This window comes from Actinoplanes sp. NPDC051411, from assembly GCF_040682075.1.
GTDB lineage: Bacteria > Actinomycetota > Actinomycetes > Mycobacteriales > Micromonosporaceae > Actinoplanes.
On the sequence record NZ_JBFBAD010000122.1, the window covers coordinates 13,896 to 29,398 of the forward strand.

Sequence of the window (15,503 nt, forward strand, 5' to 3'; positions counted from 1 at the left end):
TCTCAGTTGAAGGCGTCGTACTTGATGCGGATCGACGGCACCTGGAGCTCGGCCAGCGTCTTCAGCGTCGCCTTGACCATCGTGCCCGACCCGGAGACGAAGAAGTCGTGCTCGTTCCACGGGCCGTAGCGCGCGACCACGTCGGAGATGTTGCCCTGCTCGCCGGCGAATCCGGGGTCGTCGCTGCACGAGGTCACCACCGACAGCCACGGATAGCGCGCGGCCAGGCGGTTGAGCTCGGCCAGGTCGTACAGGTCCTCGCGGTTGCGGGCGCCGAAGAAGACGTGCACCCAGCGGGTCCGGTTGTAGCGGGTCAGCTCCTCGAGCAACGACTTGATCGGGGCGAGCCCGGTGCCGCCGGCGATGAAGACCGCGTCCCGGGTCGAGCGGCGGTACAGCGTCATCGAGCCCATCGGTGCGGCCAGACGAACCATGTCACCGACCTCCAGCCGGCGGACCAGCGAACTCGACACCCAGCCCGCGCCGACCGCCCGCACGTGGAATTCCAGCGTGTTGTCCTTGCGGGGCGCGTTGGCCACCGAATAGGTGCGCCAGAGCCTCGGCTGGAAGCGCGGGCACTCGATGCTGAGGTACTGCCCGGCGCGGAACTCCAGCGGCTGCATGGGCAGGACGCTGAAGACGGCGATGTCGTTCGCGCGTCGCTCGTGGGCCAGCACTTCGGCGTACCAGTAGGGCGGGTTGGTGTCGGCATCGGCGCCGGCCATCATCTTCGAGGCGATCACCGCGTACGCGTCGGCCCACGCCTGGTCGTACTCGACACCCCACTGCTCACCCGCGTATGCCCGCATCGCCTCGATCAAGGAGCTGCCCACCACCTCGTAGTGTTCTGGTTCCACGTGAAACTTTCGATGATCACGACCTAGCCCCCGCAGGTAGTCGCCGAACTTCTCGGGATCCTCCAGGGTCTGCACCGCGGTGACGATCGCGTTCAGCAATCGCGCCCGCTGTACGTCCATCTGGACCGGGAAGAGATCGCGCAGGTCGGGGCGGGACAGGAACATCCGGGCGTAGAAGTAGCCGGCCACCTTTTCCTGATGCTCCTCGACCAGGATCCAGCTCTCCTTGAGCAGTCGTCCGAGGTCACCCATGCCTTGCAGCGTGGGCACCCAGCTCGGAATGACGACGCACGACCGGTGCGACCGGTCTCATTCCGCCCGCTCCCCTTGTCCGGATAGGTCCGTTTAGCCTTAGCGGTGGGATCTCTATCGAGGGACAGTCTCTAAGGTTGGCGCGTGACTCTTGATCGCGAAGTCGGCAGCCGCCGCGAGGTCTCCATCGAGATCGTCATCGTGCTGCTGCTCTCGCTCGGGCAGTCCGCGGTCTACGCCGTCGTCTCGCTGATCGCCAAGCTCACCGCCGGCAAGCCCCTCGCCCAGCAGGCCGCGGTCCTCAACCAGTCGCAGTCGCCGAGGCCCTACCTCGACCTCACCTACCAGCTGCTCGGCATCTTCTTCTCGCTGGTTCCGGTGGCGTTGGCGCTCTATCTGCTCGCCCGCGACCGGCTCGAGCCGCGCCGCCGACTCGGCCTCACCGCCGGACGACCCGGCTTCGACCTGGGCTGGGGCACCTTGCTCGCCGCCGGCATCGGAATTCCCGGGCTACTTCTGGTGTACGTCGCCCGCCTCCTCGGCATCAGCGCCGACATCGTGCCCGCGGCCCTGCAGTCGGTCTGGTGGGCGATCCCGGTCCTCATCCTCTCCGCAATCGAGAACGCGGTGCTGGAAGAGGTCATCGTCGTCGGCTACCTGATCACACGCCTGCGGGGCCTCGGCCGGTCGCCGGCGGTGATCGTCGCGTGCTCGGCGGTGCTGCGCGGTTCGTACCACCTGTACCAGGGCTTCGGCGCCTTCGTCGGCAACGCCATCATGGGCGTCATCTTCGCCCTGTTCTTCATGAAGACCAAGCGCGTGATGCCGCTGATCGTCGCGCACACGATCCTGGATACGGCCGCCTTCGTCGGCTACACGCTGGTGCCCCACCAGTGGCTGACCTGGCTCTAGCTGTGGGGACCAGGACCGTTGTCGACGCGGCTGATGGGTGGCTGGTCTCCGAGCGCGGTGTGGGTTCGATGGTAGTTGTATTGGTGGAGCCAGCCGGGTAGGGCGTTGGTGCGGTCCTGGCCGTTGGTGAAGGGCCGGGAGTAGATCCATTCGTCGGCCATGGTGTGGTTGAAGCGTTCGGCTTTGCCGTTGGCTTGGGGTCGGAGCGGCGGGTGAAGCGGGCTTGAGCGCCGAGTTCGGTCAGGGCGTCGCGCCAGGCGTGGCCTCTGCGGTAGGCCAGGGCGTTGTCGGTCATGACGCGTTCGATGGCGGGGATGCTCAGTCGCGCGAAGTATTCGGCGGCGCGGCCCCGGACCCTGTTGCGCGTCAGAACATGAGGCCCTTGAGAATCACACTGGCCAGAAGCCCGACATGCCCAGCCCGAGCAGCGGGTAGCCGCAGCCGGCGTAGGAGCGGGCCGGCTCAGACCGACGCTCCTGCCAGGCGTCGGAGGGGTCGGTGCACCGGTCGGCCGGGACGGCCGCGGCGCGGCGTGGTCGGCGCTGGGCGTGGGTCGTCGTCGCGGTTGTTTAGTGGCCGCTCCGGGCGACATGTGCGTGACCGCCGGTGCTGGGGAGGCGAAGGACGACTGGCCGTAGGACGGCATCGGGCGCGGGTGCTGCGGCATCGGCGGCCCGCCGGACGTCTGCCACATCCTCAGCGGCATGAGGGACGGCCCGAAACCTGGCTGCGGCGGCAGTCGGTCACAGTAAGCAGATGGCTACTCGCCCCAGGCCGGCGGTTGCCCGGCGCACCGGGAAGTCTGCTGATCAGAGGGCGAAGGCTGCTGGTCGAAGACCGGCGGGCCACAGGATTCGAACCTGACGACGGCACGGGCGGCAGCCGCCCGTGCGGCTCCTGCGTTTCGGGGACCGGCACGACTCCGCGTCTCCTTGGCGAACGTCGTGTGTGGGCGCCGTCAGTTCGCCCCAAGGTGTGGGTCGGCCAGGGGCCGCCGGGCGTTGGCGATGACGAACGGGATCACGGCCAGAGCGAGGACGCCGCCGCCTATGGACAAGGCCGAATAGCTGGTCGCGGCCATGATCAGGCCGCTGGTGATGCCGCCGCCGGCGCCGGCCAGGGCTACGCAGAGGTCGACCGCGCCCTGGGTCTTGGCGCGGGTTTCGGGTGGGGCGGCGTCGGTGATCATGGCGGTGCCGGCGACCAGGCCCAGGTTCCAGCCCAGCCCGAGCAGGGCGAGCGCCACGGTGAGCAGCGGGACGGAGTCGTCGGGGGCGGTGGCCGAGACGACCCCGGCGGCCAGCAGGGTGATGCCGGAGGCGACCGCGACCGGGATCCGGCCGACCCGGTCGACCAGGAGGCCGGTGAGCGGGGACGGCAGGTACATGGCGGCGATGTGCACGGCGATGACCAGGCCGGTCGCGGCCAGGTCGTGACCGTGGGCCTTCATCTGTACGGGCGTCATCGTCATGACCGCGACCATCACCAGCTGGGTGAGGATCATCGTCGCGGCGCCCGCGGTCACCCCGGCCCGGGCCGGAGGGCCGGCCGACTCGCCCGCGGCGGCCGGTGTCGACGCGTTCAGGGTTCGGGAGACCAGCAGCGGGTCGGGGCGTAGCAGCAGGAAGAGGATCGTGCCGGCTACGGCGTACGCCACGGCGGCGAGCGCGAACGGCCCGGCCACCGGCGGAATGTGCCAGCGGGCGGCGATGCGGCCGGTGACCGAGACCAGGTTGGGGCCGATGACCGCGCCGATCGTCGTGGCGACGAGGACCGAGCTGACCGCGCGACCCCGGCGGCCCGGCTCGACCAGATCGGCGCCGGCGTAGCGGGCCTGCAGGTTGGTGGCCGTGCCGGCGCCGTAGACGAGCAGGAAGAACAGCAGCAGCACGACGTTGTCGATCGCCGCGGCCACCACTACGCCGGCGCCGCCGAGCGCGCCGGCCGCGTAGCCGGCGGTCAGGCCGGCCCGGCGGCCGAGGCGTTGCGACAGCCGTCCGACGCCGAGCGCGGCCCCGGCCGACCCGGCCGTGAACAGGGCCGACGGCAGGCCGGAGAGGCTGCTGGTGCCGAGCATGTCCTCGGCCAGCAGCGCCCCCACGGTCACCCCGGCGGCCAGCCCGGCCCCGCTGAACACCTGCGACGCCATGACGACGCTGATCGTGCGGTGATGCAGGGCCGACCGGTCTTCGAGGATCATGACCACCACTCTCGCGCAGCACGGCGCGGAGAGGTAACAACGTTCTATGAGTGATGAGCGGATTTCCGGGGTGGCGCGGGGCATCGTCGACGCGAACCACTACCTGACGCTGGCCACGGCCGACGCCGACGGCCGGCCGTGGGCCTGTCCGGTCTGGTACGCGCACGACGGTTACGCGACCTTCTTCTGGGCTTCGCGGCCCGGGGCCCGGCACTCGCTGAACATCGGCGCCCGGCCGGCGGTCAGCGCGGTCATCTTCGACTCGTCGGAGCCGCCGGGAGACGTCCAGGCGGTTTACCTGGAGGGTGTCGCCGAGGAGATCGAGGCCGGCGAGGCGGCGGTCGCGGTCTACTCGGGACGGACGACGGCCCGCGGCCTCGGCGCCTGGCGGGCCGCCGACCTGACGGCGCCGGCTCAGCACCGGCTCTATCGGGCCCGCATGGCCGACAGTTTCGTGCTCGACGGCCACGACCGCCGAGTGCCGGTCGCGCTCTGACCAGCAAGTGCCGACGGGCCCGCTGAACGGCGAGTGCCGGTCGAGCCTTCAACGGTCGAGCGGGTGGAGGCCCGAGGCGTCGAGCAGATAGACCGGCGAGAGCGACGGGGCGTCGGCCAACGCGACGATCGTCTGGCCGGCGAACTCCGGGGAGGCGTAGGAGGTCAGGCCGGCCCGGAACTCCTCAGGACCCACTCCGGCGCTCACGCCGTACGCCTCGATGGCGGTCTCCCCGACCGCCGTGCCCGGTGTGATCAGCGGAAGCACCGTGGTTGTCTGAAGGCCGAGGCCGCCGGCGTAGCCGGTGATGAGCCGGACCGCGGCCTTGGCACCCGCGTAGCCGCCGCTCAGCGGTGAGCCGCGAAGTTCGGCGCCGCTACCGAAGACCACCACGCGGGCGTCCGGCGCGAGCGGCAGCCGGAGGGCCGCCCGCAGCCAGACGAAGGCGATCCGGACGTCGGCGTTCCAGTTGGTGGAGAAGGATTCCCAGGTCTGCGACGTGAGCGGCCCCATCGCCGGGACCGCTCCGGCCGTGATGACCAGCAGGTCGGGATGTTCCGAGGCCAGGACCTTGTCGGCGAAGGCCTCGTCGGTGGCGTCGCCCTCGGCCCGGGAGATCGAGGTCACCCGCGCCCCGGCGTCGCGGGCGGCGTTCGCGACGCCGAGTCCCAGGCCACGGCTTCCGCCGACCACTACTACGGATTTAGCTGTCATGCCCAGGGAGATCCGGCCCGGGCGGCAGATTCACCGGCTGGCCGAACATCGGCAGCATTTCCGGCATCAGGAAGATGTGGATCCGCCGGACGCCGCCGCGGTCGAGGTCGAGAACCTGCAGCGCGTGGGCCTCGCCGTGGGCGTAGAGGGCGAGGGTCGGCTGGCCGTTGGCGGTCGGCGTCACCGACCGCACGGCGAACCGGTGTTTCTCGGTGAGCACGTGCGTCCCGAGGAAGCCGAGCACCGCCTCGCGGCCGGCGAACCAGGTGGCGTGCGGCGGCATCTCGAGGGTGACGTCGTCGCGCAGGATCGCGGCGAGCGCCGAAATGTCGGCCCGTTCGAAGGCGTCGGCGTAGCGGGCCACCTCGGGACCCGATTCGCGCATCTCATCGGGATCGGGAGCTTCCCGGGAGATGCGTTCGCGGGCCCGCAGAAGGGCGCTGTTGACCGCGATCGTGGACGTGCCGAGGATCGCCGCGACCTCGTCGGCCGGCAGTTCGGCGACGTCGCGCAGGATCAGCGCGGCCCGCTGCCGGGGCGGCAGATGCTGGAGTGCGGCGACGAACGCCAGCCGGGTCTTCTGCCGCATCCCGACCGCTTCGGCCGGGTCGACCGGCAGGGGGCTCACCCAGCGGGTTTCGGCCGGCGCCGGCCGGGCCCGGCTGAGCCAGTCGGCGGACGCCGATCCCAGGCCGGACGGCAACGCCCGCTTCTCGCGCTGCTCCAGGAATCGCAGGCACACGTTGGTCGCGATCTGGTGCAGCCAGGTCCGCATCGACGACCGGCCCTCGAACCGGTCGAAGCCCCGCCACGCCCGCAGAAACGTCTCCTGCACCGCGTCCTCGGCGTCGGCCGCCGAGCCGACCATCCGGTAGCAGTGCGTCAGGATTTCCCGCCGGAGCGGCCCGGCGACCTCCGCGAATCCGTCCACAGACACCTCCTACCCGCTATGGATCCGCGGCGGCGGCGAAACTCACCGGCTCATTCGACGACGCGGGTCAGTCTCGACGAAGTCGCGTACGGCCGGGTCTGCATGACCGGCTGCATCTCGATCGCGCTGAGCTCGCCCGGGCGGCCGAACAGGAAGCCCTGCCCGACCGGGCAGCCCAGCTCGATCAGCATCTCGGCCTGGGCCTCGTCCTCGATGCCCTCAGCCACCGCGGTCAGCCCGATCGCGCCGAACAGCTGCCACAGCGTGCCGACGATCCGGGCGGCCGCCGGGTCGCGGGCGATGTCCTGCACGTACGTGCGGTCGATCTTGACGATGTCGGCCGGGAAGCGGTGCAGGTAGCGCAGCGAGGCGTAGCCGGTGCCGAAGTCGTCGATCGCGACCCGTACGCCGGTGGCCCGCAACTGCCGCAGCGTGCCGATCACCTCGGACTCGTCGGCCAGCGCGTTCTCGGTCACCTCGAGCACCAGCTGCTGGGACCGCAGTCCGGCCCCGGCCAGCGTCGCGGTCACCCGGGCCGTGAAGTCGGGGTCGAGCATCTGCAGCGGCGAGACGTTGACCGACAGGTAGGCCTCGGTCGAGCCCGGCCAGGCCACGAACTGCGCGCAGGCCTGCCGCAGCACCAGCATGCCCAGGTCGCCGACGAGCGCGGCCCGCTCGGCGACCGGGATGAACACGTCCGGCGGGACCGGCCCGAGCCTCGGATGGGTCCAGCGGGCCAGCGCTTCCACGCCGACCACCCGGTGATCGCCCAGCCCGACGATCGGCTGGAAAGCGACGTACAGCGTCTCGTCGGCCAGCGCCTGGGCCAGGTCGGCGCGCCACATCATCTCGCGGTCGAAACCCTGCCGCATCGAGGGCTCGAACAGGGCGTACGTGTTTTTGCCCTGGGCCTTGGCCGCGTACATGGCCAGGTCGACGTTCTTGCGCAGGTCTTCCGAGCGCATCGGGCCGTCGTCGGAGAGCGCGATGCCGACGCTGGCGCTGATCTGCACCGTGCGGGCACCGATGTGCAGCGGTTCGCGCAGGCCGGCCAGCAGCCGTTCGGCGACCGCCGGCAGACCGGCGTCCGGCGAGGTGAGTACGGCGAACTCGTCGCCGCCGAGCCGGGCGATGGTGTCGCCGGCGCCCGGGAACGAGGCCTGGAGCCGCTCGGCGACCGTCCGCAGCACGATGTCACCGGCGTCGTGCCCCAGCGAGTCGTTGATCATCTTGAAGTCGTCGAGGTCGAGGTAGACGACCGCGGTCGGCGTGCGCAGGTCGAGCGCGTCCTCGAGGCGGTCGGTGAACAGCGCGCGGTTGCCCAGCCCGGTGAGCGGGTCGTGGTAGGCCTGATGCTGCAGGCGGCGGGCGAGCGTCGAGTTGTGCAGGAGCGTGGTGAGCTGCCGCAGCAGGATCAGGATCACGCCGGCCAGCATCGGGACCACCTCGGGGGCGTCCACCCGCGCCCCGACCAGGGTCTGCCCGGAGATCACGAGGATGGCCAGGCTGAACGGCACGTACGGCAGCATGATCTGCCAACGGCTCATCACGCCGGTCTCGTCGAACACCATCGGCTTGCGCATGGCCGCCCAGCCGGCCGCCCCGCACGCGGCGAACGCCACGAACCAGCCGCCGTCCGAGGGCTGCCCGGTGTAATAGGTGCCGGCCGAGGTGGCGAGGGCGAACCAGGTGTCGGAGGTGGTCATGCCGGCCAGGCCGAGGATCAGCAGGAAGCCGATGCCGCGGCTGCCCTTGCGGGTGCGGGCGGCCAGCAGCACCGCCATCGTGGCCAGCATGATGTCGCTGACCGGGTAGGCCAGCGACACGACGAAGGCGAGCGGCGTGTCGGCGCCGGCCTCCCACACCGAGCGCACGGTGACGGCCCAGCCGACCACGAACAGCGCGCAACCGACGATCATGCCGTCGAGCAGCACGGTCAGCCGGGAGCCGACCGAGTTCCAGCCCGAGATCAGCCAGAGCCCGGCCGCGCCGAGAACCGGGAACAGCAGGTAGCCGTAGTCGGCGAACGAGGGGAACAGCACCTCGGCGTGGACGACCAACTCGTTCCACGACCAGTAGAAGTTGCCCAGGCCCCAGCTCAGACAGCCGCCGGCGAGCAGTGCCCAGCCGCCGCGCTGGGTGCCGCCGGCCCGTCGCGCCGCGATGCCGCAGAACACCGCCGCCACGCAGCCCAGCGCGCTGCTGCCCAGCTGCGTGTATGTCGCGGCGGGGGTGTGGGCGAGCGCGAAGATCGGCACGCAGGTCGCCAGGCACAACGCGACCAGGACGATCACCTGCCGCTGCTGACGTATCACTGCTGTGTGATCGGCTGTCGGCCTGGTGACTTAAGCCCCATCGGGGCACCTTATAAGCGTGCCGCATCGGTGTACATCGTCGCCCCAGCCGGTTACCGGCGTTTCCGGGGCCGTGCGGACACCAGTGTGGCGAGGCAGAGAACGATGAGACCGACCGCGTAGCAGATCGCGGTGGCCCGCAACCCGTACGCCGTCGCCGCGACCCCGGCTATGACGGCCGGAATGCTCAGCGCGAGATAGGCGATCGTGTAGGCCACCGCGAACAACTCGCCCCGCTCGGACGGCCCGGGCAGCCGCACCACCGCCCCGAAGCTGCCGAGCACCGACGCCCCGAATCCAGCTCCCGTAAGCTAACGTTAAAGCGATGATCTTTGCAATAAGGACCGGTGTGATCGCTGCGATAATGGGGCTCATGGCGGCGACCCCCTCGACCACGCGACCCGGCGGCCGCTCGGCCCGGGTGCGCGCCGCGGTCCACCAGGCCGTACGCGAACTGCTCGCCGAACAGAGCGCGGAGTCCCTGACCCTGCCGGTCGTCGCCGATCGCGCGGGCGTCCACCCGGCGACCCTCTACCGCCGCTGGGGCTCGATCGCCGAGCTGATCACCGACGTGGTCTCGAGCCGGGTCAGCGGAGAGGTCGTCGTGCCCGACACCGGCTCGTTGCGCGAAGACCTCGAACGCTGGATGTCCGAGGTCGCCGCCGACCTCTCCGACCCCGACGGGATAGCCATCCTCCGCGCAGCGATCGGGGCCGGCGCGACCGCGAGCAAGGCCTGCATGATCGACCGGCACGCCCAGCTGGCCGCGATGCTCGACCGCGAACAGGCCCGCGGCGGCGCGGTGCCCGAGGTCGACCGGGCCGCCGACGCGCTGCTCGGCCCGCTGATGTACCGCGCGGTGTTCACCGACCGCCCAGTCCGCCCGCATTGGCTCCAGGACCTGGTGACCGCCCTGATCGAAGGGGGATCCACCCGATGATCGAGACAGCGTCGATCCGGCTGGCCCGGCCGTGCCGCGACCTGGCCGTCGCCGAACGGTTCTACGTGAACGGTCTCGGCCTCGGCGTGCTCTGGCGGGGCGAGGGCCACGGCCCGGGCGAACACGACATCCTCATGGTCGGCTGGCGGTCGGCGGGCTGGCACCTCGAGCTGGTGGCGGCCGGGATCGAGCCCACCCCGACCGAGCACGACCTGCTCGTGCTCTATCTAGGCGAGCCGGTCGACGACGGTCTGGTCGCCCGGCTGGAGGCGGCCGGCGGCACTCGGGTCGACCAGGGGCCGTACTGGAACCGCTGGGGGGTCAGTGTGCGCGACCCCGACGGATACCGGCTGGTGCTGAGCTCGCGCGAATGGTCCAACGCGCAGTAGCACCACCACCAGCACCACAGTCATCAGCGGCGCGCCCGGGAACTTGATGAAACGGGCGAGACCGCTGCCGTCCGGGAGCACGAGCAGCGGCCCGGCGATCGACACGGCCATCATCAGCTTGTTGCGGACGATGACGGCGGCGAGGAGCGCGAGCGGCCAGGTCGCATACCAGGGGTGGAAGTAGGGGGCGAGCGCGACCGTGGCGCCCAGGGCGTAGGCGCCGAGGCGGAGCGCCGACTCGACCGGGGTGGCCGAGCGGGCGGCCCGCCACCACAGGGCGACCAGGATGATCAGGAATACGACGGTGGCCAGCACCCGGATCGCCGGCACGGCGTCGAAGCCGCCGGCGAACAGCTTCCCGGCATAGGTCACGGTCATCCCGACCGCGGTCGGCGGCGAGGTGAACTGCACCAGGTCCTTGGTGTTGAGCATCGCGGCGATCCAGCCGAAGCCGAGCCCGCTCGCCGCGGTCAGCCCGACCAGGCCGGCGAGCGACGAACCGGCCAGCACGACCGCCGGGCGCAGGCGGACCGGCCGGCCCACCACCAGCAGCACCGCGAACGGGATCACCACGATCGCGGTCACCTTGATCGCCACCGCCAGGCCGAGCAGCAGGCCGGCCAGCGCCCGCAGGGACAATCGCGGCGACAGGGCGAGGGCGAAACCGGCCACCAGCAGGCCGACCATCAGCGCGTCGTTGTGCGGGCCACCGACCAGGTGCGCGCCGATCAGCGGGCCGGCGAGGGCGACCCAGAGCGCACGCCCGGTCGGCACCCCGCAGCGGCGGGCGATGGCCGGCACGCCGGCCGCGACACCGGCCACGCCGAGCACGGCGACCACCCGGAAGACGGCCAGGGTGGCGGCGAACGAACCGGCGCCGATCCACACGGCGAAACCCGAGATCAGAACAAACAGAGGACCGTACGGCGCGGTGGTGTCGCGCCAGATCGGGGACACGCCGTCGAGCCACGGGCAGGGCAGCGCCTGGACGCCGTGGGCGTACGGGTTGACGCCGTGCAGATAGAGGTAGCCCTGGCAGGCGTACGAGTAGACGTCGCGGCTCCCGTACGGCGGCACGAACAGGAACGGCAGCAGCCACAGCACCGAGGTGACGAGCACCCAGCGGGCGGTCAGGTCGGTGCGGTCGCGGGCGGTCCACCACGCGTACGCCCGGAAAGCGGTGCCCACCGCCCAGCCGAGGAGAATGACCGGCCCGTACGGGCCGCGGGCGATGGTGACCGGGGTGCTGGCCAGATCGCCGTGTGGCAGCGCGCCGCCGAGCCAGGCGACGATTGCCAGCAGCACGGCCGCGGCCAGCCCGAGATATCTGATCTTCGCTGGTGACGCCACTCATCGATGCTCACGAGCGCGGATGAGCAGCAGGCCAGCCGACGGCGAACAGCGGAGGACGGTCAGACGACCGCCTGCTCGAGCCGGCCGAGGCGGGCCGGCTCGAGCGGGTCAGCTGATGTCGGGGCCGGTCAGGATCGCGTCGGGGTTGTCGACCAGGTTGCGTACGTCCCACATCCAGACGCCGCCGTTCCAGGTCGGCTCGAACCCGATGATCTCGGTCATCGCCCGCAGCATCTCGATGTCGCGGGTTTGCGGGGCCAGCACGATCACGGCCGCGTGCCAGTAACGCAGGTCGGCCAGCGTCATCTCGCGGCGGGTGTCGGTGATCTCGGGGATCGGGTTGCCCTCTTTGATCGACTCCATCAGGCCGCTGGTCGGCCGCCACGGCGGCGCGAACGTCGCGCTGTGGTCGTTCGGGTTGAGGGCGCTCTCGGTCGGGAGCAGCGCGTACGCCCCGGCGATCTTCATGTCGAGGCCGGTCATCGCGCTCCACCGCATCGGCGCCGGGTAGCCGCTGCCCGGCAGGGGCAGGGCGACCAGGCTGTGGTTGGCGTCGACGTACTGCTTCCAGGTGCCGGCGGTGACGAACTGCGGGACCGGCGCCATGTCGACGGCCTGCACCGGGTACGGCACCAGGGGCACCAGGGCCATCGCCACCGCCGTGATCATCGCCACTCGGACCGGGCCGCGGGCGGCCGGCTGGCTGCGGACGAGCGCGATCGCCTTCTGCACGCCGAGCGCCAGCACGATGCCGACGACCGGCGCGAGCGCCATCGCCCACCGGGTCGGCACCGCCGAGTCGAGGACCGGAACGTGCTGCAAAAAGGCCCAGATGCCAGGGATGCCGGTGTTGACGCCGTTGAGGAAAATTCGCGGTCCGAGCGACATCGCGGCGAAGAGCAGGGCCACCGCGCCGAGTGTCACCACCGCGATGTTGCGCCGCATCCAGACGACCAGGCCGAGGACCAGGATCACCAGGCCCCAGCCGAAGAACGCGTTCTCCTCGGCCGAGTTCTGTGCAAGACGCGCCGCGGTCGTCGCGTTACCGGCCACCGAATGACTCGAATAGGCGGTAAAGGCGCCGAGGTCGGTTCCGAAGTTTTTGACGTACGCCGAGAGGCCCTGGTAGCTCTGCGGCCCGAAGAACTGAACGCTCAGCGGATAGGCAAGTGCGGCCACGACCGCTAGCGCGGCGACCGCGAGACCCTGCAGGAAGGCCCGCACCTCACCCGGATGCCGGCGCCGCCGGGAAATGCCGAGCACCAGGCAGAAGATGCCCAGGCCGACCGCGGTCATGAACAGAATCTCGAGGTTGATGAATGCCTGCCAGATCAGCAGGCCACCGAGAATCAGGCCGCTACGCAGGGGTTTTCCCTGCCGCAGGGCGAGCGTCCGCCAGATGATCAGCGGCACCAGGAACTGCGAGACGATGTTCGGATGGCCGCCGGCATGAGCCATCATGCTCGGTGCGAATGCGCAGAACATCGCGCCGATCCAGGCCGCCCGGCGCGACGGCAAGAACTGTCGCGAGAGCACGAAATACCACGAGATGCCGGTGCATGCCAACGCGAGAGTAAGAAATACGTTGAACGACACATGCGGGCCGAACAGAAGAGTGACCGGCGTCAACGGAAGCGAAACGGCCAGCACCGATGTGTTGGCCATCATGTTCACCCCATCGGGGTAATTCAGGAGATCCGAGAAGAACGGATATGCCCCGTGCGTGATGACTCGGGCACCGTGCGCCAGCATCCACTCAAAGAAAGCTTGATCCTGTGGATCGTCGCGCATCTCATGATCAAGGTTGAACCACAAGGGCGCGGTGACGTAGAGCGCTACAGCGACGAAAGTAACGATCGCAAGAACGTCCCGCCAATTGAGCTGCCACCACGCCCGGCGACGGGTCTGCTCCTGCTCAGGGGTAGGGCGCTCGGCGGGAACGACCGAGATGGGCGCGGTCGAGGTGACATCCGTCTCCAACGACAGCAGCTCGGCATCAAGGTCGTGAGCGTCGGTTTCCAGGCTGTCGGCGTCGGCCGCTTGGCGTGGTGGCAGAACGTTCCCACCCGCCGACTGGCCTGTCGAGTCAATACCCGTAATCGTCATAGCGTCGGCGAGCCTAACCGAGGTTGGTAACGTTGTTGTGTCGAGCGGCCGATGCGTGATCGAGCCGATATGAACGTCGTATTCAGGGCATCCACGGACCGCCTGGATGCACCGCAACACCCGGTAGTACCCACCCGGCCTATGTCTCAATCAGGCAAATAATGGGTAGCCGCCCCGGGCTCAACTTTCGGTTACGCGTGCCGGATGGTTAACTCGTGCGGTCCCGCTGTCAGCTTCCGGATCGGCAAGACGAGGGAACCTACACCTATGGCAGACATCACTGGAGACCAGCGGATCCAGTCTGAAGTACTCGAAGGCTTGGCCACGGCGGTGAACCACCGCCGGTGGTTCGTCGAGCTCGCTCTCCCCTACCTGGGAGACAACCCGATCGAGATCGGCAGCGGCCTCGGCGACTACGCGCTCGAGTGGGCTGAGCACCTTCCGCGGTTCACGGCGACCGAAGCCGACCCCGACCGGCTGGTGCTCCTCAAGGAGCGCATGGTCGATCACCCCAGCATCGACGTACGCCAGATGCTGCTCCCGTCGCCCGACGCGAACGGCGAATACAGCGCCGCCGTGTCCTACAACGTGCTCGAGCACATCGAGGACCACGTCGGCGCGCTGCGCAGCATGTCCGATCTGGTGCGTCCCGGTGGCCGCATCATCCTGATCGTGCCCGCCTTCATGTTCGCCATGAGCCAGGTCGACATCGCGACCGGCCACATCCGGCGATACACGAAGAAGTCGATGCGCGCGGCGATGACCGAGGCCGGCCTCGAGATCGAGAAGCTGCACTACGCCAACGCCCTCGGCCTCATCGGCTACTACGGCGCCACCAGCATCTTCAAGCTGGCGCCCAAGGAGGGCCCGATGGTCAAGATCTACGACAGCCTGGTGCTCCCGGTCACCAAGGCCGCGGAGAGCATCGTCCGGCCGCCGTTCGGCCAGTCGGTCTTCGTGGTCGCGCGCAAGCCCGCCTGACCCGAGGCATACGGAAAAGCCGCCTTCGGGCGGCTTTTTCCGTTTCAGCTCTGGAACGTGGGCCTGATCACGGCCCGGGCCAGCGTGTGGAACGTCAGGTTGAAGCCGACGTAGGCGGGCGGGGCGTCCGAGCCGACGTCGATCCGGTCGACGTCGAGCGCGTGCACCGCGAAGACATAGCGGTGAGCCCGGTCCCCGGGCGGCGGAGCGGCCCCGCCGTAGGTGCGCTCGCCGTAGTCGTTGCGCACGCAGTAGGCGCCCTCGGGCAGCGGATCGGCCCCGCGCGGCAACTCGGTCACCGACGACGGCAGGTTGACCACGATCCAGTGCCAGAAGCCGCTGCCGGTCGGCGCGTCCGGGTCGAAGCACGTCACCACGAAGCTGCGCGTCTCGGCCGGGAAATCCGACCACGACAGCTGCGGCGACAGGTTCTTCCCGCCGACGCCGGGGTGGGCGAAGAGCTCGTCGAGCGGCCGGCCGTCGGCCACATCGGCGCTGGCCACGGCGAAGGACGGAACCGGCGGGAGAAGGTCGTACGGGTCCGGGGCCACGGCGCGTTCGAGACTCATGGCGTTGTCCTCCGGCGAGACGGTGCAAACCTGATCCGTTTTCCCCGATATGGCCGACGGTAACCGGCCCGGATTGCGCCCATCTTTCGCCCGGATTACCCGCTGCCTTCACCCGATCGGGGAAACGCACAGCTGGTGTGGGGTGTCGCAGTGGTGCCGGGCGATGCTTCTGTCTGACATCCGACCGGGTGCGTGCGGCTGAGATCCCCGCGCTCGGTGGTGATAGGTCGCTGAGAGCAGCGGACCCAGCGGCCGCAAGTCGGGGCCCCCCCCCCCCCGCGGGGGGCGGCGCCCCGCGCGGGGCCCGGGTGGCCCCCCCGCCCCCCCCCCCGCCCGGCGGCCGGGTCCGGCGTCCCGGGGGGCCCCGGGGGGGTGCCGCCCCCGGCCCCCGGCCGCCCCCCGCCTGGCCGCCCCCCCCCCGGCCGCATCGTCACCCCGGAGAGCGCACG

General features: G+C 70.2%; 14 protein-coding genes and 2 pseudogenes. 6 read left to right on the forward strand and 10 right to left on the reverse strand.

The genetic code is table 11. The annotated features are described in order from the left end of the window. Positions 1–2 precede the first annotated feature (2 nt). Positions 3–1,109 (reverse strand): globin domain-containing protein, encoded by a 1,107-nt coding sequence (locus AB0M88_RS42275; RefSeq protein WP_364111908.1) that lies wholly within the window; start codon positions 1,107–1,109, stop codon positions 3–5. A gap of 144 nt (positions 1,110–1,253) precedes the next feature. Here AB0M88_RS42275 and AB0M88_RS42280 point away from each other — a divergent pair, with 144 nt between their 5' ends. Beyond that, positions 1,254–2,021: a CPBP family intramembrane glutamic endopeptidase gene (locus tag AB0M88_RS42280; protein ID WP_364111910.1), complete on the forward strand. Its 768-nt coding sequence runs from the start codon at positions 1,254–1,256 to the stop codon at positions 2,019–2,021. Here the strand turns inward: AB0M88_RS42280 and AB0M88_RS42285 are convergent. Next, a pseudogene (locus AB0M88_RS42285) lies at positions 2,018–2,230 on the reverse strand (integrase core domain-containing protein); the annotation flags it as partial. The gene AB0M88_RS42280 and the pseudogene AB0M88_RS42285 overlap by 4 nt on opposite strands. Positions 2,231–2,979: 749 nt before the next feature. Then, positions 2,980–4,221 (reverse strand): MFS transporter, encoded by a 1,242-nt coding sequence (locus AB0M88_RS42290; protein WP_364111912.1) that lies wholly within the window; start codon positions 4,219–4,221, stop codon positions 2,980–2,982. Positions 4,222–4,267: 46 nt separating this feature from the next. Between AB0M88_RS42290 and AB0M88_RS42295 the strand changes: the two genes are divergently transcribed. Further along, positions 4,268–4,717 (forward strand): pyridoxamine 5'-phosphate oxidase family protein, encoded by a 450-nt coding sequence (locus AB0M88_RS42295; RefSeq protein WP_364111914.1) that lies wholly within the window; start codon positions 4,268–4,270, stop codon positions 4,715–4,717. 48 nt (positions 4,718–4,765) lie between these two features. On the opposite strand, the gene AB0M88_RS42300 is transcribed toward AB0M88_RS42295, so the two are convergent. From AB0M88_RS42300 to AB0M88_RS42315, 4 genes are all read right to left on the reverse strand, one after another. Further along, positions 4,766–5,431 (reverse strand): SDR family oxidoreductase, encoded by a 666-nt coding sequence (locus tag AB0M88_RS42300; protein ID WP_364111916.1) that lies wholly within the window; start codon positions 5,429–5,431, stop codon positions 4,766–4,768. Continuing rightward, positions 5,421–6,368 (reverse strand): RNA polymerase subunit sigma-70, encoded by a 948-nt coding sequence (locus tag AB0M88_RS42305; protein ID WP_364111918.1) that lies wholly within the window; start codon positions 6,366–6,368, stop codon positions 5,421–5,423. Before AB0M88_RS42305 ends, AB0M88_RS42300 begins: the two co-directional genes overlap by 11 nt. 44 nt (positions 6,369–6,412) lie before the next feature. Beyond that, positions 6,413–8,677, reverse strand: coding sequence for an EAL domain-containing protein (locus tag AB0M88_RS42310; RefSeq protein ID WP_364111920.1), 2,265 nt, complete (start codon positions 8,675–8,677; stop codon positions 6,413–6,415). A gap of 92 nt (positions 8,678–8,769) precedes the next feature. Then, positions 8,770–9,000: a hypothetical protein gene (locus tag AB0M88_RS42315; RefSeq protein ID WP_364111922.1), complete on the reverse strand. Its 231-nt coding sequence runs from the start codon at positions 8,998–9,000 to the stop codon at positions 8,770–8,772. Between the two features lie 89 nt (positions 9,001–9,089). On the opposite strand from AB0M88_RS42315, the gene AB0M88_RS42320 reads away from it, so the two are divergent. Next, positions 9,090–9,656 (forward strand): TetR/AcrR family transcriptional regulator, encoded by a 567-nt coding sequence (locus tag AB0M88_RS42320; protein ID WP_364111924.1) that lies wholly within the window; start codon positions 9,090–9,092, stop codon positions 9,654–9,656. Further along, entirely contained in the window at positions 9,653–10,045 is a 393-nt protein-coding gene (locus AB0M88_RS42325) for a VOC family protein (RefSeq protein WP_364111926.1), read from the forward strand. Before AB0M88_RS42320 ends, AB0M88_RS42325 begins: the two co-directional genes overlap by 4 nt. A gap of 63 nt (positions 10,046–10,108) precedes the next feature. On the opposite strand, the pseudogene mptB reads toward AB0M88_RS42325, so the two are convergent. After that, positions 10,109–11,395: pseudogene (mptB, locus tag AB0M88_RS42330) on the reverse strand (polyprenol phosphomannose-dependent alpha 1,6 mannosyltransferase MptB); the annotation flags it as partial. Between the two features lie 111 nt (positions 11,396–11,506). Next, positions 11,507–13,066, reverse strand: a complete 1,560-nt coding sequence (locus AB0M88_RS42335; protein WP_364111928.1) for a hypothetical protein — start codon at positions 13,064–13,066, stop codon at positions 11,507–11,509. A gap of 51 nt (positions 13,067–13,117) precedes the next feature. Here AB0M88_RS42335 and AB0M88_RS42340 point away from each other — a divergent pair, with 51 nt between their 5' ends. Both AB0M88_RS42340 and AB0M88_RS42345 read left to right on the forward strand, forming a co-directional pair. Then, complete coding sequence (locus AB0M88_RS42340; protein WP_364111930.1) at positions 13,118–13,534, forward strand: hypothetical protein; 417 nt, start codon at positions 13,118–13,120, stop codon at positions 13,532–13,534. A gap of 237 nt (positions 13,535–13,771) precedes the next feature. Beyond that, positions 13,772–14,485, forward strand: coding sequence for a class I SAM-dependent methyltransferase (locus tag AB0M88_RS42345; protein WP_364111932.1), 714 nt, complete (start codon positions 13,772–13,774; stop codon positions 14,483–14,485). A gap of 44 nt (positions 14,486–14,529) precedes the next feature. On the opposite strand, the gene AB0M88_RS42350 is transcribed toward AB0M88_RS42345, so the two are convergent. Further along, positions 14,530–15,054, reverse strand: coding sequence for a YbhB/YbcL family Raf kinase inhibitor-like protein (locus AB0M88_RS42350; protein WP_364111934.1), 525 nt, complete (start codon positions 15,052–15,054; stop codon positions 14,530–14,532). Positions 15,055–15,503 lie beyond the last annotated feature (449 nt).

Excerpts from the sequence above, each read along its gene's own strand:
- AB0M88_RS42345 (WP_364111932.1), top strand. The coding sequence starts at position 13,772 with ATGGCAGACATCACTGGAGACCAGCGGATCCAGTCTGAAGTACTCGAA.
- AB0M88_RS42275 (WP_364111908.1), bottom strand. The coding sequence starts at position 1,109 with ATGGGTGACCTCGGACGACTGCTCAAGGAGAGCTGGATCCTGGTCGAG.
- AB0M88_RS42335 (WP_364111928.1), bottom strand. The coding sequence starts at position 13,066 with ATGATGGCCAACACATCGGTGCTGGCCGTTTCGCTTCCGTTGACGCCG.
- AB0M88_RS42350 (WP_364111934.1), bottom strand. The coding sequence starts at position 15,054 with ATGAGTCTCGAACGCGCCGTGGCCCCGGACCCGTACGACCTTCTCCCG.
- AB0M88_RS42325 (WP_364111926.1), top strand. The coding sequence starts at position 9,653 with ATGATCGAGACAGCGTCGATCCGGCTGGCCCGGCCGTGCCGCGACCTG.
- AB0M88_RS42295 (WP_364111914.1), top strand. The coding sequence starts at position 4,268 with ATGAGTGATGAGCGGATTTCCGGGGTGGCGCGGGGCATCGTCGACGCG.
- AB0M88_RS42290 (WP_364111912.1), bottom strand. The coding sequence starts at position 4,221 with ATGATCCTCGAAGACCGGTCGGCCCTGCATCACCGCACGATCAGCGTC.
- AB0M88_RS42320 (WP_364111924.1), top strand. The coding sequence starts at position 9,090 with ATGGCGGCGACCCCCTCGACCACGCGACCCGGCGGCCGCTCGGCCCGG.
- AB0M88_RS42300 (WP_364111916.1), bottom strand. The coding sequence starts at position 5,431 with ATGACAGCTAAATCCGTAGTAGTGGTCGGCGGAAGCCGTGGCCTGGGA.